The sequence below is a fragment of the Allorhodopirellula solitaria genome (genome assembly GCF_007859855.1).
GTDB classification, from domain to species: Bacteria; Planctomycetota; Planctomycetia; order Pirellulales; family Pirellulaceae; genus Rhodopirellula; species Rhodopirellula solitaria.
The window spans coordinates 462,769-485,095 of the sequence record NZ_SJPK01000001.1 but is presented as its reverse complement, the minus strand read 5'-3'; the positions used below and the strand labels follow the sequence as shown (position 1 = coordinate 485,095).

Annotated in this window: 15 protein-coding genes; 10 read left to right on the top strand and 5 right to left on the bottom strand. The window is 56.7% G+C overall.

Translation table 11 applies throughout. The features are described from left to right. Nucleotides 1-318 precede the first annotated feature (318 nt). On the bottom strand, nucleotides 319-837 hold the full coding sequence (locus tag CA85_RS01835; RefSeq protein ID WP_146389579.1) for a hypothetical protein: 519 nt from the start codon (nucleotides 835-837) through the stop codon (nucleotides 319-321). Nucleotides 838-844: 7 nt separating this feature from the next. Continuing rightward, nucleotides 845-2,827 (bottom strand): RHS repeat-associated core domain-containing protein, encoded by a 1,983-nt coding sequence (locus CA85_RS01830; RefSeq protein WP_146389578.1) that lies wholly within the window; start codon nucleotides 2,825-2,827, stop codon nucleotides 845-847. Between the two features lie 495 nt (nucleotides 2,828-3,322). Between CA85_RS01830 and corA the strand changes: the two genes are divergently transcribed. The 9 genes from corA (at nucleotide 3,323) to CA85_RS01785 (ending at nucleotide 14,330) form a co-directional block, all read left to right on the top strand. Next, nucleotides 3,323-4,309 (top strand): magnesium/cobalt transporter CorA, encoded by a 987-nt coding sequence (gene corA / locus CA85_RS01825; RefSeq protein ID WP_146389577.1) that lies wholly within the window; start codon nucleotides 3,323-3,325, stop codon nucleotides 4,307-4,309. 239 nt (nucleotides 4,310-4,548) lie between these two features. Beyond that, nucleotides 4,549-5,556: an AAA family ATPase gene (locus CA85_RS01820; protein ID WP_146389576.1), complete on the top strand. Its 1,008-nt coding sequence runs from the start codon at nucleotides 4,549-4,551 to the stop codon at nucleotides 5,554-5,556. Nucleotides 5,557-5,618: 62 nt separating this feature from the next. Continuing rightward, entirely contained in the window at nucleotides 5,619-6,494 is an 876-nt protein-coding gene (locus tag CA85_RS01815; protein ID WP_146389575.1) for a DUF58 domain-containing protein, read from the top strand. Beyond that, nucleotides 6,491-7,495 carry a hypothetical protein gene (locus tag CA85_RS01810; RefSeq protein ID WP_146389574.1) on the top strand — a complete coding sequence of 335 codons (1,005 nt, stop codon included), beginning with the start codon at nucleotides 6,491-6,493 and terminating at the stop codon, nucleotides 7,493-7,495. Before CA85_RS01815 ends, CA85_RS01810 begins: the two co-directional genes overlap by 4 nt. A gap of 15 nt (nucleotides 7,496-7,510) precedes the next feature. Then, nucleotides 7,511-8,584 (top strand): vWA domain-containing protein, encoded by a 1,074-nt coding sequence (locus tag CA85_RS01805; RefSeq protein ID WP_146389573.1) that lies wholly within the window; start codon nucleotides 7,511-7,513, stop codon nucleotides 8,582-8,584. A gap of 32 nt (nucleotides 8,585-8,616) precedes the next feature. Further along, complete coding sequence (locus CA85_RS01800) at nucleotides 8,617-9,684, top strand: vWA domain-containing protein (RefSeq protein ID WP_146389572.1); 1,068 nt, start codon at nucleotides 8,617-8,619, stop codon at nucleotides 9,682-9,684. A gap of 63 nt (nucleotides 9,685-9,747) precedes the next feature. Further along, nucleotides 9,748-10,869, top strand: a complete 1,122-nt coding sequence (locus CA85_RS24690; protein WP_186774687.1) for a hypothetical protein — start codon at nucleotides 9,748-9,750, stop codon at nucleotides 10,867-10,869. A gap of 101 nt (nucleotides 10,870-10,970) precedes the next feature. Next, a complete protein-coding gene (locus CA85_RS01790; protein WP_146389571.1) occupies nucleotides 10,971-13,778 on the top strand; it encodes a BatD family protein in 2,808 nt (935 codons plus the stop codon). 60 nt (nucleotides 13,779-13,838) lie between these two features. Then, on the top strand, nucleotides 13,839-14,330 hold the full coding sequence (locus tag CA85_RS01785) for a hypothetical protein (RefSeq protein WP_246112404.1): 492 nt from the start codon (nucleotides 13,839-13,841) through the stop codon (nucleotides 14,328-14,330). A 768-nt stretch (nucleotides 14,331-15,098) separates the two neighbouring features. Here the strand turns inward: CA85_RS01785 and CA85_RS01780 are convergent. The 3 genes from CA85_RS01780 to CA85_RS01770 all read right to left on the bottom strand — a co-directional run bounded on the left by CA85_RS01780 (nucleotide 15,099) and on the right by CA85_RS01770 (nucleotide 20,385). Beyond that, entirely contained in the window at nucleotides 15,099-18,209 is a 3,111-nt protein-coding gene (locus CA85_RS01780) for an efflux RND transporter permease subunit (protein ID WP_146389570.1), read from the bottom strand. Nucleotides 18,210-18,211: 2 nt separating this feature from the next. Beyond that, entirely contained in the window at nucleotides 18,212-19,684 is a 1,473-nt protein-coding gene (locus CA85_RS01775) for an efflux RND transporter periplasmic adaptor subunit (RefSeq protein ID WP_146389569.1), read from the bottom strand. Nucleotides 19,685-19,875: 191 nt separating this feature from the next. Next, nucleotides 19,876-20,385, bottom strand: a complete 510-nt coding sequence (locus CA85_RS01770) for a hypothetical protein (protein WP_146389568.1) — start codon at nucleotides 20,383-20,385, stop codon at nucleotides 19,876-19,878. Between the two features lie 266 nt (nucleotides 20,386-20,651). Between CA85_RS01770 and CA85_RS01765 the strand changes: the two genes are divergently transcribed. After that, nucleotides 20,652-22,319 carry a TolC family protein gene (locus CA85_RS01765; RefSeq protein WP_246112403.1) on the top strand — a complete coding sequence of 556 codons (1,668 nt, stop codon included), beginning with the start codon at nucleotides 20,652-20,654 and terminating at the stop codon, nucleotides 22,317-22,319. The last annotated feature ends 8 nt before the right edge of the window (nucleotides 22,320-22,327 follow it).

Below are 22,327 nucleotides of genomic sequence, written 5' to 3'. Positions count from 1 at the left end.
TACTCTTCTCTCGCCGAGTGGCATCCTGCCACCGGGCTTAGTCATGCGGCGACGTCCTGTCGCCGTCGTTTCAGCGATCTATCCAGGGTGGCGGCATCGTGCCGAAGATTGCGACGACATCCTGTCGTCGCTTAGGTCGCTTCGCTCCGGTGCGTGCAAGTGTTGCTATCCCAACAATGAGAAAAGCCACCTTGTGGTGGCCTTGTCGGGCGTCGCTTTACTCCGGTGCAAACTATGGGACTTCGCTTTATCGGCACCGGACACCTTATATTTCTCCTGTACTCTAGCGCACCCGGTGGTTAATCGGTACCGGACACCTTATCGGTCTCCCACGGACACCTTATCGGTCTCCCATTTATTCATTTCTTGATCTTGCTCTGGTATCAATACTTTGAAAACATCATGTCTCAACTGCACTGGACCAACTCCCGGAAGGCGATATTCAAAAAATCCATCAGAATCTATGTCAGTAAGATAATGCGGATTCGGCTCAAATACCGCACCAGATCTGTGGTGAACCATGTCGAAAGAGGCTGTTGCGAAGAGCATTACGAGCTCGTCAACATCCAAGTTGTCGAGATCGAGACCTCTTGCTTGAATCTGGCTCTGAAGTCGGCGTCCGGTGGCAGTTTGTTTCAGAAATTTAGTGCAACTAACTAGCGTTCCAGCATTCGGAGTTTGACCATTGCGGTGGCGGAAATCCTGCAAGGAACGCTCTAGATTGAATAAGTCTGTCATTGCGAACGTGTTGACATGCACGCCGTCCGACGTTTCACAGCCGGGCACACAAAAATAGCTAGCTATCGCAAACACGTACCAGACTCGAGTAAGTGTCATGCAGCCATTATTCATACCACGCCTTTTTTTCAAAATGCCGACGCTGATGTTCCGCAAAGGCGTCATCCGATGGGACCGGAAGCCAAATATTCCTGCCTTGTGATTGAGCAGCATATGAATAAAAATTGGCAAACCTAATCCAATCGATGCGGATGCCAAAATTTTCGGTGGCGCACTGCATGTCTTGGTTGGTGCCTTTGCGATTTCCTTCGCCAGGAACGGATACGAAATAGTTACTTGGAGATGAATGGCTCTTCCAGAGCAGGAACCAATCTCTTGTCACATCGTAATCCGAAGCATTTGACCGCAGCGTTTGCTCGAATTCCCCAAGACTACTTGCCAGAGAGTTTTTCTCTCCGGCAATGGCGGTTGTCACGTATGCCAGACCTTCACCACGATCCAATGAAGATTGTTCCGACCACCATGGATAATCACCCAAGATTGCAGAAGGACGGAAATTAATGTTGGCGATGTCATCGACCGCATGAATTCCCTCATGGATCGCTGTGTCCGCACCATGATTGGAATTCAAATATATCGTATTAGTAAAGCGGCTGTACTCCCCATCAGGAGTGCCAGCTGGGCTGAAATTTACGCAGCCTGCGGCGTCCTTGAGTCGCTCGAAAAGAGACCCAAGATTAAGCAAGTCGTAGTATGCGAATTGTTGGTGTTGTTTTTGAGTATTGGAAATCAGGTTTAGATACTGATTTTTTAAACGAGCCGATTCAGCATTTCGAATCTGCCTCGCCCGGTTCGCCAAAATTGCATGGCCCATCCCCGGTGATGAAGGTGGTATGGCGAATGTTGGATTTGGCGGCTCCAACCCACTTGGATCCGTCTTCGTCGTCGGCCCATTCCCAACATACCGATACAGGTTCGCATCGCCCGCAGCGAACCCAATCGGGTCATTGCTGAGCCAACGGCCCGTGGCCGGGTCGTACCAGCGAGCGCGGTTGTTCTGTAAGCCTGCGTCGGCGTCCCAGTCGCGACCGGTATAGCCGAAGAGTTCGTCGATGGCGTCGGCGTGGCTGCTGGAGATCGCGGTTCCTGAGGCGTCGTAGTCTTGCTCGACGATCCGGTTGCCAAAGCTGTCGTAGGCGACGTGCTGGCGAATCACGCCGCTGTTGTCGACCATGTCTCGCACACTGCCCAGGTGATCGGTCAGTGCCCAATAAGTATCACCCGCCGTTGCACTCGCGGTGGTCGCTGAAACGTCTGGCCCCGTGCCGCCGCTGTACTGCTCGTCGGCCAGCAACTGGTCGACCATGTCGCCGTACAGGTACCGGCTGGCAAGCGTGAACGTTTCTGTCGCTGCCTCACCGTCCGAATCGGTCGCACGCAGCACGGTTTGGCCTTCCGTCCATATGAAAACTTCGTCGCGATCGAAATCGCCGTCCCCATCACTGTCCAAGCGTTTGCCGACCCGTTGATCCAATGCATCGTAGATGTACTGGATCTTCTGCGTCACGCTGCCGACAGCCGAGGTCTTCTCGGTGATCGACTCCAGGCGATTGCGGTGGTCCCACTCGTACAGAGTCACCGCACCGGTGGAGATCAGGATTCGGCTGAGCGTGTTGCCCTCATCGTCATACGTGTAGTTGTACGTGCCATCGGTCTGCAACTGGTTGTGCGTGTTGGCTGCGGACTGGGACGCTCCGCCGCTGGATTTCCGATTGCCTCCGGCATCGAAATCGTACGACTCGGCGCTCGCCAAGCCGAAGGGTTGAGACAACCTGCTGATCGCGGTGGTCGCAGCGGACGTCAACTGATCGCGTACGTCATGGCCGTACGCGGTCGAGGTGCCATCACGATAAGTAGAAAACTGCGTCAAGCGATTGTCCGCGTGGTACTGATAAGTGTAGGCGGCCAGCAAGTCGGAACTGCCCAGGGATGCGGGCAAGGTGGAAGTGCCGTTCCAATTTTCACCGGAGGCAATTTGCGAGGCTCCATGGGTCAGGCTGCTGAGTCGTCCGGCACCATCATAATTCATCCGCGTGTGGACTTGCAAATCCGACGTGCTGGCGGTGGGTGTGGCCGGTGGGAACCGGCCCTACGTGCTCCAGTTCACCCGCCCCAGTTGTGGATTTATGAAACCACGGTGAGCACCTCGTTGAGATTGGCAAGCCTGAAGAGTGAGACACACAGGGATCCGGCGGCTACGGATACACCCCCTAACGGCGGATTGGCAGGTCGCTTCGGACGCGTCTCGATCGGAATCGGTTCGGGGGTCGGTTACGAGTTTGGGTAATCAGGATACCGTAATCCAAGCCATGCATATCGCGAGTTCACGGATGGTTATCCTGGGTTTGGCGATCGTTACAGCTCGCTCGATCACTCGCGGTGTGTTCTGAGAGACGCAGTGATTGGCCATTGCTTCACCTGCGACGTCAGTACGTAACTTGAACTTCGATTGGGGTGTGTGCGGTAGGATTCCCTTCCGTACAATGGAGATTCATGGCCCCTCCGACGATCACAAGTTCTTAGAATGCCCCACCGAAGCGTAATCAACTCTGCGGCCTACCACGATGGTGTCCGCGTTGCCGACGTGCCCGTGGGGGACCTGGGCGATGCTTGGAATCACTCGGACCGATTCATTTGGGTTGGTCTCTACGAGCCTAGCGAGCAGGTACTGTCTCATGTTCAAGAAGCGTTCGGGTTGCATGATCTTGCCGTGGAAGACGCCCACCACGCGCACCAACGTCCGAAGTTGGAAGTCTATGATCACTCGATGTTCATCGTGATGCGAACGGCGAAGCTGTCCGAAAGCACGGATCAGAGAATCGAGTTCGGCGAAACCCATGTGTTCATGGGACCGCGTTACGTGATCACGGTCCGGCACGGCTCGATGCTCAGCCACGCGGGCGTTCGCGCACGCTGCGAATCCACCCCGAAACTGTTGGCCAAAGGCGAAGGGTTCGTCGTTCACTCGGTGATGGACTTTATCGTCGATCAGTATTTTCCGATCATCGATGCTCTGCAGTCCGAACTCGATGAACTCGAGGAGCATATTTTCAGCGGTGAATCCCAACGCAATGTGACCGCTCGGATCTATCACTTGCGCCGCGACCTCCTCGCGATCATGCAGGCGGTTTCTCCCCTGATTGACGTATCGGCTCGGCTGACTCGAACGAACTCCAACCTCATTTCGGCCGACGCACGACCGTATTTTCAGGATATCCACGATCACGTGATCTGTATCGCGGGGCTGCTCGATGGGTTGCAACAACTCTCTCAGACGGCGTTGGATAGTAACCTGGCGCTGATCTCTGTTTCTCAGAACGATGACACCAAACGTCTCGCTGCTTGGGCGGCCATCCTGGCGGTGCCCACGTTGATCGCGGGGTTGTATGGGATGAACTTCGAATACATGCCTGAAACGAATTGGGCGTGGGGGTATCCAGTTTCCCTCGGCATGATGATCCTCGCTTGCATCGTGCTTTACAAGCAATTCCGCAGAGTGGATTGGCTCTAGAGCCAGGTCCCGCTTGAATTTCAGCCGTCGCTGCCGATCGAACGTAGCATCGGCGATCGAGGGGCCAATGGCTGCCCGTAATTTTGCGACGTCGACGCGTGAACATTGGACCACACATCTCCGTATTTCAGGAGGTTTTCACGATGGATTCACGCCCATGGCCTTGGCGGTCTGACCGTGTGAATTTCAGTTTGTGACATCCTCCATCCATCCGCTCTCAAACGGCATCAGGCACTTCTATGCTCGAATCATCGACGACGAACGAACAGGTTACCGAACTCACGCAGGAAATCGAGAAACAGAATGCTCCGTTTCGCAACATCGCCGAGCAGGTCAGTCACGTTCTCGTCGGTCAAGAACGCCTCGTCCATCGGATGCTGATCGGACTGCTCGCTAACGGTCACCTGTTGATCGAAGGCGTGCCCGGGTTAGCCAAGACAACGGCCGTCGCCAGCCTCGCCAAAGCAGTCGATGTCGATTTCCAGCGGTTGCAGTTCACACCTGACCTGTTGCCAGCCGACCTCATCGGTACTCAGGTCTACCGGCCGCAGGATCAAACCTTCGTCGTCCAAAAGGGACCAATCTTTTCCAACCTGATTCTGGCCGATGAGATCAACCGAGCCCCCGCAAAGGTGCAAAGCGCCCTGCTCGAAGCGATGCAGGAGCGGCAGGTGACGATCGGCGGTGAAACGTTTCCACTCGATGATCCATTCTTGGTGATGGCAACGCAGAACCCAGTCGAGCAAGAGGGCACCTATCAACTGCCTGAGGCGCAGACGGATCGATTCATGCTGAAAGTGCTCGTGGACTATCCCAACCGCGAAGAGGAGCTGCGCATTCTACAGCGAATGGGTAAGACATCGGCGAAATTTGAGGTCGAGGCAGTGACGTCACCCGATCAGATTGCTGAAGCCCGCAGACTGATTGACGCAATCTACGTTGACTCGAAGGTGCAGAACTATATCGTCGATCTCGTCATGGCGACGCGGACCCCGGAAGCGTACGGGTTGGAGTTAAGCGACTTGATCCAGTTCGGTGGTTCACCTCGAGCAACCATCAACTTGACGCTGGCGGCCAAGGCAAATGCTTTCTTAGCAGGGCGCGGCTACGTCACGCCAGCAGACGTGAAGGAAATCGCACTCGACGTCCTGCGGCACCGCGTGATTGTTACCTATGAAGCGGAAGCCGAAGAACGGACCAGCGAATCGATTGTATCGGAGATCCTGAGCCATATCGCGATTCCTTGATACGGCTCTGAGCCACTTTCGTTCCTAACACCCAACGCTCGCTCCCACGCTCAATTGACATCATGATCCCCCACGAAATCTTGCAGAAAGTTCGTCGTGTGCAAATTCGCACGTCGCACCAAGTCAACGAAATGTTGGCGGGTAATTGGCACTCCGCCTTCAAGGGTCACGGCATCGAGTTCGAAGAGGTTCGCCCGTATCAAATTGGCGACGATGTCAGAGCGATCGACTGGAACGTCTCCGCTCGTAGCGACCAGCCGTTCGTCAAGCTTTTTCGTGAAGAACGCGAACTCTCGGTGCATCTGTTGGTTGATCTGAGTGCTTCACAAAAGCTCGGTACCACGACGCAGACGAAGCGAGAGCTCGTGGCCGAACTCGGTGCCCTGTTGTCGATGTCGGCGATCAAGAATAACGATCGAGTTGGATTAACCTTGTTTACCGACGATATTGAGAAAACCATCCCTGCACGCAAAGGATCGCGGCATGTACTCCGCATGATTCGTGAGCTCTTGTACTGCGACCCGATTGGTACGGGCACCGATATTCGCTCGGCACTGGATCATCTCAACCGGGTTTGCAAGCGTCGGACGGTGGTGTTCTTAATCAGCGACTTCCAGGACCAGGACTACGAGCAGGCATTGAAGGTGGCCGCTAGAAAACACGACATCATCCCCGTGGTGGTGACTGATCCGCGAGAGCATGAGATGCCCAACGTTGGATTGGTCCGGCTCCAGGATGAAGAGACCGGCGAGGTGGTGACGGTCGACACCGCGAGCCGTTGGAACCGGCGGAAGTATAGCGATTTGTTCCGCGCCCAAAGCGATGCCCGCGATCATCTGTTTCGGCGACTGCGTCTGATGCCCATCCATCTGGAGACCGGCTCGGACATCGTCGATCCGCTGCACAAGTACTTTCATCAGCGGGAGACACGCTCATGAGTCCGCTGCCACCTACCACATTCTCGCCAACCCGCCGCTCGGTGTGGAAGATGCACGTTTTCGTCTCGCTCGGCTTTTGCTGGCTGTTCATGGCCGGAAATTTTCCAGCGTTTGCGTCCTCGCCCACCATCACTGTAAAGTCTTCTGCTGAGTCCGTGCGTGTGGCGGAGCCTTTCACCGTGCAGTGGACGGTGCTCGCTCCGAGCGGAGCAACTGTGAGCTTCCCGGAAGTGGGGCAACAGTTTGGCGACTTCGACCTGATTCGCAGTGCGGATCTGTTTGACGTTCCTCTCGCAGGATCAGCTGAGATGAGGTCGTGGACCCGGAAAGTTGTCCTGGAGACGCTCTACACAGGCGACCAGCAAATTCCCGCATGGGAGATTCGTGTCCGGCCCTCCTCCGCATCGGGTGCGGGAGCCTCGCCGGACAACGCGGAAGTCGTGCTCCGCTCCAAACCGCTCACCATCCACGTCAGTAGTGTCTTGGAGGACCGGGGAGACCCAACCCAGTTCCGGGATATCGAGTCGGTTGTTGACGTGGAGATTCCCGCCGAGCCGACGAACAGTTCGCTCCCATGGCTGCTTGGAGGACTCGGTGTTGTCGCGTTGATAGCGTCTGCAGGCGTGCTGGTCGCCTGGCGTCGCCGTGGGGTGAGGCCCACTCGATGGGCGCGGCAGGAAATCGATGTACTCAAAGCGTCCACGGAGACGGCTGATTTTGATCGCAACGAAGCAGCCTACCGTTTGTCAAAGATCCTAGGAGAGTTCGTGCAGATGCAATACGGCATCGATGAATCTGGGCACACCGCCGAAGAGGTGCTCCATCGACTCGAGACGCAGCAAACGATCGACAGCGAGATCGCCATGGAAATGGCTCAGGTCCATGAGTTGGCCGATGGTGCCAAATATGCTGGCAGGGATGTCTCTAAGAGCGACCTTGATCAAGCCTTCGAGCGTGCTAGTCGCGTCGTGAAATTGTTATCCGATACAGACCGTCGATAGGAAACGAAAAAGCGAATGTTTTACTCTCCCTGGTATCTCCTCCTGTTGGGTGTCGTGCCGCTGCTAGCGTGGCGGCTGTTTGCTCCTCGGCGCCGCAGTTCGGTGCCGTTCAGCAGTCTGCGGGTCGCACAACAAATGACCCCCACGCTCCGCCAGCGGCTGACGTGGTTGCCAGGGGCGCTGACGCTCGCGGCGATGATTTTCATGATCCTCGGAGTCGCCCGACCGCGTGAGGGGCGAGAGCAGGCGATTGCCCAGAGCGAAGGGATCGCGATCGAGATGGTGGTCGATCGGAGCGGTAGTATGCGGGCGATGGACTTTCGCATCGATGGCGAGCCCGTCGATCGATTGACCGCGATCAAAAAGGTGGCAGGAGAGTTCGTCGAGGGAGACGAATCACAGGAGCTGGCGGGGCGGTTGAGTGACCTCGTCGGACTGATCACTTTCGCAGGCTATGCCGACAGCGAAACACCACCCACGCTCGATCATTCGTTTCTCACCGCTCAGTTGAATCATGCCAGCATCGTGGGGCAGCGTCGTGAGGATGGGACTGCGATTGGCGATGCGATTTCGCTGGCTGTCGAGAAACTCAACGCTCTCGATGATCAACACGATAGCAAGATCCAGAGCAAGGTCATCATTCTTTTGACCGACGGAGAGAACAACGCTGGTCAACTCGAGCCGATCCAGGCTGCGGAGTTGGCGGCGACGATGGGAATCAAGGTGTATACCATTGGCGTGGGCACGAAAGGCAAAGCTCCCGTGCCGGTAACGGATCCCTTCGGTCGATCGACGATGCAGTGGATGGACGTCAATATCGACGAGGCGACGCTGACAGAGGTCGCCAACGTGACCGGCGGAAAGTACTTCCGTGCCACCGACACGGACTCTCTGACCCAAATCTATTCGGAGATTGATCAACTCGAGAAAACCGAGGTCGAGGCGCAACACTTTGTGGACTATCGCGAGCTTGCGGTTCAATCGTACTCGGGAGCGTATTCTTTTCCGCCGCTGCTCATGATCGCATTTGTCTTGTTGGGCCTACGCCTGTTGCTGCAACAAACATGGTTGCGTGAGATGACCGCTTAAGCCCTGCTGGCCCCCCTTTGAGGAACGTTTTCATGGATATTCAATTCGGAAGCCCAGGTCGTTTGTACCTGCTACTTGTCGTTGCTGCTGGGTTGGCACTGACCCTGTGGGCGATCGGTGCGCGGTCGCGAGCGTTCCAGCAGTTTGCTACTGACCAGCTGGGCCGTCGCCTTCTGCCACGAGGATCGAAGACGCGGCATTGGCTGTCGGGATTGCTCGTTGCGGCCAGCCTGACGCTACTCGTTCTCGCACTGACTGATCTGCGTTGGGGCAAGACATGGCGTGAGGTCCCACAGAAGGGGATTGAGGTCATTTTTGTTTTAGATGTTTCGCGTAGCATGCTGGCCGAGGACGCGGCTCCCAATCGGCTGGTCCGCGCCAAAGAACAGATCAAGGATATGCTTGACACGATGCAAGGCGATCGCGTCGGTCTGGTCACCTTCGCGGGGGAGTCACGCCAATCCGTACCGCTGACGAGTCACTACGAAGACTTCAAACAGACGCTCGATTCGGTTGGACCGCACAGCGTCCGCAGTGGTGGATCCCGATTGGGCGATGCGCTCACGGTCGCCGCCAACGGTTTTCTAAGCGAGCTGCATGATCACAAGGCGATTGTGGTTTTCACCGACGGGGAAGACCAAGAGAGCAATCCCGTGGATGTGGCAGCCAATCTTTTTACCGATCAGGGCATCCGCATTTTTACCGTGGGGCTCGGCGACATCGACCAAGGTGCTCGCGTGCCCGAGTCCGAGGACGGGCGTGACGGATACGTCCAGTACCAGGGCGAACAGGTATGGTCGAAGTTGAATGGTCAAGTGCTCGCGGAGATCGCTGAGAAAGCCAACGGAGCCTATATCCCTGCAGGCACACGACGAGTCAACATGGCTGACGTCTACCACCGGTTCGTCGGCAACGTCCCTGAAACAAGCTTTGAATCGGCAAAGATTAACGCCTATATCGCTCGCTACCAATGGTTCGCTGTCCCCGCCCTGGTTTTGCTGATGCTCGAGGTCATCCTCAGTACGCGGTCGATCCGATCGCGAAGGCAGTCGGCGAGTGATACCCAGCGGCCCACCCGTACAGTCAAGCAAGCCGCATAGAATGCCGGACAAAGTGAACACACGCCACATGTGGGAAGTACAGACACCATGAAACCAATAGCCATGAATATCTCGCATCTGCAACGCATCTTGATCGTCGTGATGGCATTCGCGTTCGCCGGCCCCGCGAATGCGGATACCGCCGAGCAACTCAATGCGGCGAACAAACTTGTTCGCGATGGGGAGTTTGAGAACGCGATCGAAAAATACCGTGAGATTGACTCCACCGGGAATGCCCGCAGTGAGCTGACCTACAACTTAGGTGTCGCCCAGTACCGCCAAGGTGATCTGGACGCCGCGAAGTCGCTCTTCCGCGAAGTCTCCACCTGGACGAATGGGTCCCTCGCGGCAGCAGCACGGTACAACCTCGGCAACTGTTTCTATTCCTCCGCCATCACAGTGGCAAAATCCGACGGTCCCGCTGCGATCGATTCGCTCACCCAAGCGATTTCACACTATCGCGCCGCACTGCATGCAGACCCTCACCACGTCGACGCGCGAGCCAATATCGAATTGGCGGTCGAACTGCGAAAGCAACTCCAGCAAGAACAGGAACAGCAGGAGCAAGAACAGCAAGAACAAGAACAGGAGCAGCAGGAACAGGAACAGCAAGAACAGGAACAGGAACAAGAGGAGGACGGCGACGAGCAGTCCGAGGATGGTGAGGACTCCGAATCAGAGGGCGACTCTTCGGAACAGAGTGACAGTTCCGTATCGCAGGACGAGCCGCAACAACCAAGCGATTCATCCGAAGACGGCGATTCGGAACAGTCCGATGAATCATCCGATAGCCAGCAGTCTGACCAGGAGCAGAGGGACCAGGAGCAGACCGAGCAGGAAAATCAGTCCGCGGAGCAAGCCGCTGATTCCGATCAGCAACCGGCCGAAGATTCATCCCAGCAGGCCGAGCAGCCACCCTCTGGCGAAGAACCCTCGGGCGGTGATCCCGATCAACAGGAAAGCCAGGCGGCACCCGAAGGCGAACTGGCAGCCGAAAATGAACAAGAGCCGTCCGATGGACAACCGAACGCTGGTGCGGTCGTCGACCCGAGCAACGCCGGACTGATGACGAAAGAAGAAGCCCTGAAGATGCTGCAGGCCGTCCGCGACCGCGACATGCTCCGCCGAATGCGGCACGAGCAACTCGAACGTCAACGACACGTACCAACTGAGCGAGATTGGTAGCCCGTCGAGTCCTCCTGGTTTCGAGCAATCCATCAACCGAGATGCTGTCTTAGAAACAATTTCATTCCTCACATGTTCGGTACCATTCGAGAGAAGTCGACATGAAGCCCCTATTCAACGCCATTTTGCTGGTGATCTTCATCACGGCCGTAGCAGACGCTGCTGAAATTGAAACGCGGATCTCAACACGCGAGGCCTATGTTGGCAGTCCAATCGTGTTACAGGTTGCCATTTCAAACTCGTCGAGTCTTGAACAGCCTTCGCTACCAACAATCGATGGTTGCGATATCCGATCGGCTGGGTCGCCACGTACCAGTTCCCAGATCACGATCATCAATGGTCGACAAAGCTCGCAGAGAAGCGTGACGATGCAGTATCTGATCACTCCACGTCGCGAAGGTACCTTCACGGTTCCGTCGATGCCGTTTAAAGCTGATGACGAGACGCTCAAGTCGGATCCGATGCAGTTTATTGCTACTAGGAGCCAGACCGGCGACTTGATGTTCGTGGAAATCGAAGGCAGCAAAGAAAGCGTTTTCGTTGGAGAACCACTGGACCTGACACTCAAAATCTGGATCAAACCGTTTCATGATCCCGAGACCGGCTTGACCTTAGGCGAAGGTGAAACGTGGACAACCATTTCTGCTTCGACATCGTGGGGTGGTTTCTCCGATCGCATGGAAGAACTGTCCGGTCGAGGCCAGCGGCCCGGTGGCGAGGAGGTTCTCCGCGAAGACAGCGGCGGACAACAACGAAGCTATTATCTCTACCGTATCGAAGCGACTGTCTATCCCAAACGCGTCGGCAGAATCGACGCCGACGACGTTCAGATCGTGGTGAACTATCCGACCCAGGTCGGTCGCGCTCGCTCCCCATTTTCCGGGTTCTTTGACAATAGCTTCTTCAACGGCCCGTTTGGCAGTCGATTGGCGATCACTCACTCCAGACCAATCGTCAGCGAAGCGAGTGTGGACGCGACGGAAGTCCTTCCCATTCCGCAGCAGAATCGTCCGAATGACTACCGTGGCGCAGTCGGTACCTATCGCATCCTAACCGACGCGTCACCGACGAGCGTTGATGCAGGCGATCCGATTTCTCTACGAATTGCGATCGTGGGCACAGGACCGATGGAACTGATCCAATCACCTCCGCTGGCCGAGATGAAGAAATTGACCAAGGACTTCAAGGTGCCCGCTGAACCGCTGGCCGGATACGCCCGCGATGACACTAAATTTTTCTCGACAACGATTCGGCCCCGTCACGCCGATATCGATGAGATCCCACCCATTGGGTTTAGCTTTTTCGATCCGGATACCAAGCAGTTCGAAACGGTCTTCAGTGAACCAATTGCCATCTCCGTTGACGAAGCTGAGATGTTGGCCCTGGACTCGATCGTCGCTGGTGGCGGCAGGACCTCACCCGAAACGGAAGAGGCGACCGTCGCGGCGAATCTGCCCGACTATACCAATCAATGCGGAACCGCGGTGTTGGCGAGGCGGCAGTCGAGCGCGCCGGCGAACTGGTGGTGGGCATTTGTCATTCTCCCCCCGATCGTCTTCGCCGGCGTGGCGATCTCGAAACATCGAAAGACCATCGGTGCGTGGGGGCGGCGGATCTTACCTGCCAAGAAGGCATGCTTGAGAGCGATCGACAGAGCTCGAGACGAGAACGAGATCAAGCATGCGTTGGCCGAGTTCATCCAGCGGCGATGCCGACGGCGTAGTGACGCTCCTGCTACGGGGGCTCAAAGCCGTTCCCAAGATCCACTCGTGTCAGCCGTCGGCTCTCTGCGTTTGGCAGGAATGTATAAAGTCGCCGCAGATGTCGAGACATTCCTATTGCCAAATCATTCGATGCGAACGGAATCGCTTGCGTCGGTTGCCGACACTGCGCGCGAACTCGTCGACCGCGTCGATGTGGCTACTGCGTCGCAGCCAACTCGACGAATTCGGCGAAACAAGTCCCCTCACCGAGCCTCACCCCAACCGCTGAACACTCCCCTGAACCGGGGCGTGGGGATGTTCCTGTTCGTTGTCGTATTCGCTGGCGGGGCGGGAAGATTGATGGCCGCAGCCCCCGATGACCAAGTCTTCCAAGCATCGCACGATATAGCGGCTTCGCCGGCTCCACAGGAATTGCACTCCTCATCACTGACGCTCTCAGAGGACCAGCAAGCGACGCTACTCGACGAAGCCAGCGACGCCTACGAGCAGGTCACCTCCGATGCCGATGCCGCTGATGCGAAGGAATCTTTGACGACTGCAAAGAACAAATATCGATTGCTGGTCCAAAGCGGTATCCACAATCCCGGATTGTATGTCAATCTAGCAAACGCCGAAATGCAAACGGGGGAACTCGGATACGCTATCGCAAACTACGAGAATGCCCTTCGGCTCGATCCTGAGCATCAACAGGCACGGCGTAACCTGGCCTACGCGGACCGGCAGAGGCAAGGAGCGACAGATCCGCCTACCTCGGAGGTCACGATCGGCTCATTGTGGGAGAGGCTGATCGGCCTGGTCAGCCGCCAAGCCCTGATCGGGATTCTCGTGCTATCATCACTCACCTTTTGGGGATTACTGACGGTACGAATCGTTTCTCAACCGTTTCCTGTGTTTGCCTATGCCGCTGTGCCATTGGCGCTGCTGCTTCTCTCGCTGGGAATGCTGGTAGTCTCCGACTCGTCCCCATCGCGACCCTATTCCGCTGTCATTGTCGCCGACGAGGTGAGTCTGCGTGCGGGCGACGGCGACGACTACGAGCCGATCGCTGCACTCAGTGCAGCGGCAGGACAGCGTGTCGAGACAATCGCCCAGCGGGGACAGTGGACCTGCATCCGCACCGAATCGGGCGACCAGGGCTGGGTGCTCGATCGTGACTTGGCCATACTCACTACCGCTGACGAGTAAACGGCAACGGCAGCTTTTCTCGACAGAGATTTTTCGCCCCGAGATTGGTTGCACCGATTGATGAAACGAGTCATTCACTTTGTTTTGCTGCTCGCAGCCGCTTGGATCGTGATGACCCTCACGCACGAGAGCGGGCACATCATCGGCGGGATGGTTTGCGGCGCGACTCTGACCGATTTTCAGTTGGCTCCATGGCGGTTGCCGTATAGCGTGCACTCACCTGATCCTCATCCACTGATCACGCTTTGGGCCGGTCCGCTCTTCGGTGTCGTGGCGCCGTTGACTCTCGCCGCATTGATTCGCAAACGTTGGGCGTGGTTGATTGCCGATTTTTGCCTAGTCGCTAACGGCGGCTACCTCGCACTCGCATGGATTTCGGGAGACCGGTTTCTCGACACACCCCGCTTGCTTGACGCCGGCGCCAATCCCGCCACGATCGTGCTCTACTGCATCGTCACGATCGTGGCGGGGTATGTATGGTTTCGGTCCGACTGCATTCATTTCCTCACTCCATCACCGCCTGACGAGAAGCAAGACTCACCTGCCGATTAACAGCAGCGGTTGAGTTGAGACATGCGTAGAATTCCGTTTCAACAGAGCTTGTCACGGCACTATCGTTAGGAACTGGGGAGGAATAAGTGTCGTATTGGACCAATCAACGAGCTGTTCAATATCCAGAAATATCCCGTCAGGGATGATAGAAAATAGGGATCATCCGACTGAATCGTGCGCCCGGGGTTTTCAAGGCATGGCTCCCGTATCCAAGGATTTATTTGTGGGATGTGATTATCAATGTTAGACTGGCACTGGCGGGAGAAACGGAGCCGAGCTCTGCAGAGGTGCTGGCTTGGCAAGGGATATCTCGGTCGCCAGCGTTTCCCTGCAAAAGCGGTACGCCAATGGTGTTGTCGGTCCCTGGCGAGCGTTTGTTCGTCAGGGACGCATTTTTGAACGATCATTGGATACGAGAGCCATGCCTCAAAAAACCTTCCGCTGTGCTCTGCGTACGCTTCCGTCGGATGAACCCGGTTTTAGTAGTGGACGAGGCGACGAGTCCTGCGGCGTTGGACTCGTCGCCTCGTCCACTACGACAGAAATTGATCGTACGTTGCTTAGCTGGTTCGAGGCGACCGGCAACCCGGTCAAATGCGTGTCGGGAGGTTCGCCCCGCTTCACCACAACGATCGACCCGGACGGAAGATCGCCTCGGCCGGGTCTGAAAACAGCGGTGGCACGGCTTTGACTTGTTCGGCCACGATCTCTGCCAGCAGCGAAACAGTCCTGGTTTCCCAGCTAACCTACAAACACTGAAACGGGCTGTCACGGTGACGGGATCGGTACATCTCCATCCGGCTGACTCGGTTCAAACCAACGATAGATGGCTGGCAGCACCAGCAGCGTCAGCGCAGTGGAAGTGATCAGACCGCCGATGACGACGGTGGCGAGTGGGCGCTGCACCTCGGCTCCGGAACTGGCTGAGATAGCCATCGGAATAAAACCCAAGGCACCGCAACAGGCGGTCATTAGCACCGGTCGCAATCGATCGATCGCTCCCTGGATCACAGCATGTCGCTGGGAGTGGCCTTGGTGCCTGAGGTGCCGCACGTGTTCAATCAGCACGACGCCATTCATCACCGCAATGCCAAAGAGCGCGATGAATCCGACACCTGCGGAAATCGAGAATGGCATCTCTCGTGCCCACAACGCCAGTACGCCGCCGGTCGCCGCAATTGGCACGTTGAGGTAGATCAGCATCGCTAGCTTGACCGAGTTGAAGGTGATATACAGCAATGCAAAGATCAGCAGCAGTGCGACGGGGACAGCGATGGACAATCGTTGGGTCGCTTGCTGCAAGTTTTCAAACTGACCGCCCCAGCGGAGCATATAGCCGGCGGGTAGTTCCACCTCTTGATCAACGACCTGCTGAGCTTCTGCGACAAACCCGGCGAGGTCGCGGTCGCGTACATTGCACTGCACGAGGATTCGGCGTCGAACGGAATCGCGACTGATCTCAACGGGGCCGTCTTCCGTCACGATGTCAGCGACCTGCGAGATTGGAATGGGCCTACCTTGCGAATCGTCAATCTTTAGGTTCAGTAGCTGCTGGGTGTCCTCTCTCGATTCAGGTTGCAGGCGGACTTGTAGTGGGAATCGTCGCTGGCCTTCGAACACCTGGCCGATCGTCATGCCGCCCACCGTACTGACGGCGTCGAGGACGTCACGGGTGTTGATGCCGTAGCGTGCCAAGTCGCCACGCCGCACCTTGATACGAAAGTAGGACAGCCCAGCGACCTGTTGGGCCTGCACGTCCGCTGCCCCAGGCACTTGGTTGAGTGCTCGCGCGAGTTCGTCGCCCTTGGTTTTGAGCAGGTCGAGATCATCCCCATAGAGACTCAGCCCAATATCCGAACGAACCCCCGCAACGAGTTCCTGAACTCGCAGTTGGATCGGCTGGGTAAAGCTGTACGAATTGCCGGGCACCTCTCGAAGCAGGGCCGCTTTCATTTTCTTGATGAGGTCCGGCTTTGACTCTCCAGGAGGATACTCTCCATCCGGATCGAGTCGAATGATCATATCGGTTTGGTAGACACCCATTGGGTCATTGGCGATTTCGGGGCGTCCCGTCTTCGAAACGACTGTCTCGACTTGAGGGAATTTCAGCAGCGTCCGTTCCATTGCCTTGGTCATCTCGATTGAGGTCTCCAGCGACACGCTGGGCAACCGCGTGGCTTGGATCGCAATATCACCCTCGTCGAGGGTGGGAACAAACTCGACTCCGAATCGACTCGCGACGAACATGCTGCCGACAAAGAGAACTGCCGAGCTAGCGAGCATTGCCCAGGGGCGGTCCATGGCGAACATCAGCATCGGTCGATAGGTCTGCTTGAGCGAGCGAACAATGAAGGTTTCCTTTTGCTTGACGCGGCGGGCGAGGAACAACGACGCCAGCACGGGCATGACGGTTACCGAGAGGATCAAGGCGGACGTCAGCGCCGTCATGAAAGTGAATGCCATCGGGCGAAACATTTTACCTTCCATGCCTTGCAAGCTCAGGATAGGCAAAAAGACGATGATCACAATCAAACCAGCAAACAGAATCGGTTTGCCAACTTCCTTGGCTGATTCACGGAAGACACTCTCGGGAACTCGTTCGCCGTCGTGGTCTTTCTGATACTGCATGGCACGCCGTACGCAATTCTCGACCATCACCACAGCACCGTCGACGATGACTCCAAAGTCGATCGCCCCGAGACTCATCAGATTGGCTGAGACGCCTGCGTACCGCATGGCAATGAGAGCGCACATCGCCGACAGCGGGATCGCAGCGGCGACGATCAACCCTGCGCGGATGTCGCCTAATAGAATGAATAGGGTCAGGACCACCAACAGCACGCCCAGACCGATGTTTTCGCCGACGGTATGGATTGTTTTGGCTACCAACTCGGTGCGGTCATAGAACGTGTCGATGGAGACGCCAGCAGGCAGAGTCTTTTCAATCTCGGCGATCTTGGCTTTGACGTCGCCTACAACCTGCCGGGAGTTGCCTCCCATGATCATCATCACCATGCCCACGACCGCCTCTCGATCACCATCGCGTGTGACGGCTCCCTGTCGCAGCATCGGGGCAAAAGCAACCTTGGCGACGTCAGCAATTCGAATCGGTGTTCCGTCCCGGTTATCAACGACGATGGTGCGAATGTCGTCGAGAGATCCAATCAAACCCTCGCCACGGATCAGTCGCTGTTCCGCGTTATGGGCGATGTATCCGCCACCCGCGTTCCCGTTGTTCTGGTCGAGCGCGTCGGTGATCTGGGTTAATGAGATGTCATAGTTCTGCATCTTGTTCGGATCGATCTGTACCTCGTAGGTCTTCAATGCGCCGCCGAAGGTGTTGACTTCGATGACACCTGGAACGCTGCGCAGTTGAAAGGCGATCTGCCAATCGAGGATCGTTCGGAGGTCGGTCAGTGAGTGCTCGTAGCCTGGATCGGCCCGCACCTCGAACTGGTAGATCTCGCTCATCCCAGTCGCGATCGGCCCCAGTTCCGGTGTGCCCATCCCAGGTGGAATCGCTTCGCGAGCTTTGAGCAGGCGTTCACTGATAAGATTGCGCGCCCAATAGATGTCAGTGCCGTCTTCAAAGGCGACCGTCACCGCCGACAAACCAAACCGACTGATGGATCGAATCTCGTCCACCTTAGGAATGCCGCTCATCGCATTCTCGATCGGGAAGGTAATGAACTGCTCCACCTCAACGGGGCCGAGCGACGGAGAATTCGTCAGTACTTGGACCTGAACGTTGGTCAGATCAGGCACCGCATCGAGCGGGATCGTCGACGCGGCAAACACGCCCATCCCCAAGATGGCCAGTGACAGGAGGACGACGATGAATCGATTGTTCAGAGAGAAGTCGATTAGAAATTTAACCATGGCTATTCTTCTCCCATCAGCTCAGCGAGCAACTGTGACTTCAGAATGAATCCGCCTTGCGTGACGACCGGAGTTTCCTCCTGCAATCCCGCTTCGACGATGACCGATTTCTCGTCCGACATTCCGAGTTCGACATCACGACGGAGGAACTCGTCCTGTCCACTGAGAACAAATACAAAAGTTCTTCCCTCGTGTTCCTGCACCGCCGACGACGGGATGAGGACTGACTTCGTTTCCCGAGAGATCGGTACATCGATGTTCACGAACATGCCTGGCTTGAGATGGCCACCGTCATTGTCGGCAACCGCTCGCAGTGAGATCGTGCGGGTGGCTTCGTCCATGACGTCGCCGGTATAGAAAACCTTGGCCCTGAAATCGCTTTCCGGCAGGGCATCATTCTGCAGCGTAACGATCTGGTTTTGGAGAGAATCGAGCAGCGGCAGATGTTCTTCGTAGACGTTCACCGTCACCCAAACCGTCGACAGGTCCGCGATACTGAACAACAGAACGTCCGGCCGGATCTGCTCACTGAGCACCACATCTTTGGTGAGCACCGTGCCATCGAACGGAGCCCGGATTGCGTAGTGTGACAGGGTTTCGCCATGGTGGACCGGATCGATATCATCGATCTCCGCAGCGGGAACATTGAGGATTCGCAAACTCGTGGCTGAGACGAGAGCTTTCGCTTCGGCCATCTTGACCGCTTGGGAGGAGATCAGCGTCGAGGTGTGCAGTTCGTGCTGAATCTGTTCAATGCGTGATTGAAAGGTTGCTTGGTCAGCATTGCGATTGGCTCGTGCTGTTAACAATTGCTTTCCCGATACCGCGCCTGTCTGAGCGATACCGTCCAAGCGAATCACATCCGCTTCGGACTTCAAGAAGGCCGCGTAGGACGCGAGGACTCGTTCGCGAAAGTCTCCCATCGGCCGATCACGAAATCGTCGCTCGATCTCTTCGATGCTCGTGTCATTTCGGAGTGCAGAGAGTAACTCCTTCGCGTTGGCCGCGATTCGAGTCTGCATCTCGTCCTGGATATCCGCCAATTCGACTTGCAACCGATCCTGGTAGAGTTGCAGCTTGGCCTCGCCCACCTCGCGACTGTGAATAATCGCCAACAAATCGCCCGCCTCGACGCGTTGGCCCAAGCTCACTGGAACATCACTGACGGTCCCTTCGACCATCGAGAAAATGTGTGCCAGCCGGTCTTGATTGAGCGTTATCTTGCCCGTCAACCGAATGTTCGTCTCCAAAGCTCGGCGTCGAGCTGGCTCGATTTGGATTCCCGCGGAGCCCCACTGCTCCTTCGGGAAGGCAACGACAGCGTCATTCGCATCGGCGAGAACGGCCGGGTCGTCTGATGGCGATTGAGCGGTCGCTGGCGAGATTGAATTAAGAATGCCGAGGGCGATCAGCGAGAACGATCGCGTCGGTCTCGCGAAACCGCATCGGACGATGGCAGGGCAGGTTGGGGGCATCGAGCAGTACTCCGACTGACTGTTGTTGAAGATGGGACACACGTAGAGGCTGAAATCAAAGCGGCGAGAAAGGGTGAGCTCAAGCAAACACCAGCGCGCACGACTGCCTGCATTCTCAAAAGGCACGGCTCGGCCTTTGGTGACCGGCAGCAGCGAACAGCTAGTTCACAAAAGAAGACTCACCCAGCCGACTAGCAGCGGATGACGCCCAACAGTTCGGGCAGAGATTGCCGACAGTGCAGGACCGCAGCGCTTTGAAAGCTCAGCTGGCGCTGCGGCGGCAGCGAGGGACGATCAAGCGTACGCCAATCCTTGGACGTCAGGCAATCCAAAGAGGAAATGCCGGGTGACGCCAAGGGAGCATCCAGACGCCCCGTCACGACCGGAGCCACGCACTGCGGGACGTCGCCAACCTCGAGATTGGCGTAGTGGTCCGCCGGGTAAACCCAATGCCAATGCCAATCGCTTGAGCGGTCTCCAGCCTCGGCACAACCACCGTGATAACAATGGAGATGCCAGGCCAGCTGCGTGTCCGAGACTCGCGACGAGTAATCGCTGTGGCGATGTCCCACTGGGATCGGCGCAGGCCAAGCCATCAACACGAGAAGCACAATCTCGGTCAACAGAGGGGCAGACGAGCGAACGAACTTCGGCAACATGGGTACCACATGAAGAAAGAAGAAAGCATTTTTTGCTTTCATCGAAATCAGTGTAGTTTCGGGCCGGTACCTGTCAACACAACGGCATCCTCAGTGCGAAGAAGTAAGCTGCGTCTACGAAACACATGAAAGATTGCACGCCCGCCTGGATCGAGGGGATTCGTATCGTCGTCCGGACAATCCTCACAACCGGTACCCCGTATTGTGCGGACTCAATGCATTGCACCGATTCGTCTTATTATGAGGTGTTCACTACGTCGATGCGGAGAACAGGCTGGTCAATTTCCATCCACAGGAAGGTGCATCGGGTGAACATATCAACAATGACTGGCGTTTCGGTTTCCAGGCGGCAGCACAAGCGACTGCTATTGTTAGCGGTCTTAGGGACAACGACCATGGGCCTGGCGACTGGTTGCCAATCGTTGCGACCGCGCAGTCTATTTTCGGACCCCGCTCCGCTGCACGCGGCTCCCCGGATCGCGGAGACGCCCCCCCAGACAGAGAGGGGCGATCAGAAAGCGACAGAGGGAGACGTTTCTGCACCGGCTACGCCCGGAGATACGCCCGGAGATACGCCCGCTCAGGCGGATGTGGTCAATCCGGTGGGCTACACCGACGAGGTGGATCCGATCGACGCGGCTACTTCGCCCAGCGACACACTGACCTCGTTTACGGATCTGATCTCGCAGAACGAGAACCTGCAGACGATCGGTTCAGGCAACACCTCGGGCAGTTACCCAAGTAGTTCGATAGAACCATCCGGTGGCATCACCCTCGATGTGATCGAGTCGATTGCGCTGTCGAACAATCCGACAATCGCCGAACTGGTCGCGACGACTCAAAAGGCAGCCGGCTTTAAAACCCAGGTCGGGCTGCGTGCCAATCCGACGGTCGGTTACAACGCCAACCAATTGGCCGACGCCAACACCGACCAGCACACGGTATATATTTCTCAGACGATCATTACAGCGGACAAGCTAGCTCTCAACCGCAATGTGCTCAACGAGGCACTGCGTGCCCAGCTCTTCCAGCTCGAAGCGCAAAAATACCGAGTCGCTACTGATATTCGAACCACTTTCTACGCCGCCCTTGCTGCCCAACGACGAGTCAGCTTGATCAGTGACTTCCAATCGGTTGCCGACAAGGGGTTGGAATTGGCGGAGTTGCGGAAAAAGGGGCAGGAGGGCTCGCAACTGGACGTCGTACAAGCGGAGGTCCAAAAGAACGAAATCGATCTGTTGCTGCAGCAGGCTGAGATCCAATTTCAGGCTGCATGGCGGGAAATGGCGGCCCTCGCAGGGAATCCCGGGATGCAACCAGAGCCCCTGATCGGAGAGCTACCGGCCGCTGCGAGTGATTTGGATTGGCAGGACGTGGCGGCGACCATGGTCACATCGAGCCCTGAATATCAGGCCGCCCGGGCTCGGGTCACTCAAGCCAGGGCCAACGTCAGTCGTCAGGAGATTCAGAAGATCCCGAACCTCAACGTGAACTTGGGTGCTGGGTCGGACCGGGCAACGGGAGAGGGCCTGATCAATTTCTCCATCGGCGCTCCCATTCCGGTCTTCAACAAGAACCAGGGCAATATCTCGGCGGCACTCGCGGAGTACATTCGAGCCTGCCGTGAGGTGGAACGGGTCGAGAATTCGATTCGTGCTCGGTTGGCGGAGGTCTCCAACGACTACGGATCATCGCGCGTCGCGGTAGAGCGTTACTCGCACCTCATCTTGCCCAATGCAGCGGAGTCGCTCGAGCTGGCCGAAATCGCCTATAAGGCTGGTGAAACGAGCTTCGTGCAGGTACTCGTCGCCCGGCGAACATACTTCGACACCAATTTGAGGTTTGTTGCTGCCCAAAGACTGCTGGCTCAATCCCGAGCCCGCGTTGATGGCTATGTGCTCACCGGAGCCTTGAATGCAGTGATCGACGGCAGCGGCAGTGCGAGTCTGCGGGGGCAAACGCTTAGTCAGCAGTAGGCAGCGAT

Coding starts and splice junctions, on each gene's coding strand:
- CA85_RS01785 (WP_246112404.1), top strand. CDS start 13,839: ATGAAACGAGTCATTCACTTTGTTTTGCTGCTCGCAGCCGCTTGGATC.
- CA85_RS01815 (WP_146389575.1), top strand. CDS start 5,619: ATGATCCCCCACGAAATCTTGCAGAAAGTTCGTCGTGTGCAAATTCGC.
- CA85_RS24690 (WP_186774687.1), top strand. CDS start 9,748: ATGAATATCTCGCATCTGCAACGCATCTTGATCGTCGTGATGGCATTC.
- CA85_RS01780 (WP_146389570.1), bottom strand. CDS start 18,209: ATGGTTAAATTTCTAATCGACTTCTCTCTGAACAATCGATTCATCGTC.
- CA85_RS01770 (WP_146389568.1), bottom strand. CDS start 20,385: ATGAAAGCAAAAAATGCTTTCTTCTTTCTTCATGTGGTACCCATGTTG.
- CA85_RS01835 (WP_146389579.1), bottom strand. CDS start 837: ATGACACTTACTCGAGTCTGGTACGTGTTTGCGATAGCTAGCTATTTT.
- CA85_RS01810 (WP_146389574.1), top strand. CDS start 6,491: ATGAGTCCGCTGCCACCTACCACATTCTCGCCAACCCGCCGCTCGGTG.
- CA85_RS01830 (WP_146389578.1), bottom strand. CDS start 2,827: ATGAATTATGATGGTGCCGGACGACTCAGCAGCCTGACCCATGGAGCC.
- CA85_RS01800 (WP_146389572.1), top strand. CDS start 8,617: ATGGATATTCAATTCGGAAGCCCAGGTCGTTTGTACCTGCTACTTGTC.
- corA (WP_146389577.1), top strand. CDS start 3,323: ATGCCCCACCGAAGCGTAATCAACTCTGCGGCCTACCACGATGGTGTC.
- CA85_RS01775 (WP_146389569.1), bottom strand. CDS start 19,684: ATGCCCCCAACCTGCCCTGCCATCGTCCGATGCGGTTTCGCGAGACCG.
- CA85_RS01790 (WP_146389571.1), top strand. CDS start 10,971: ATGAAGCCCCTATTCAACGCCATTTTGCTGGTGATCTTCATCACGGCC.
- CA85_RS01805 (WP_146389573.1), top strand. CDS start 7,511: ATGTTTTACTCTCCCTGGTATCTCCTCCTGTTGGGTGTCGTGCCGCTG.
- CA85_RS01820 (WP_146389576.1), top strand. CDS start 4,549: ATGCTCGAATCATCGACGACGAACGAACAGGTTACCGAACTCACGCAG.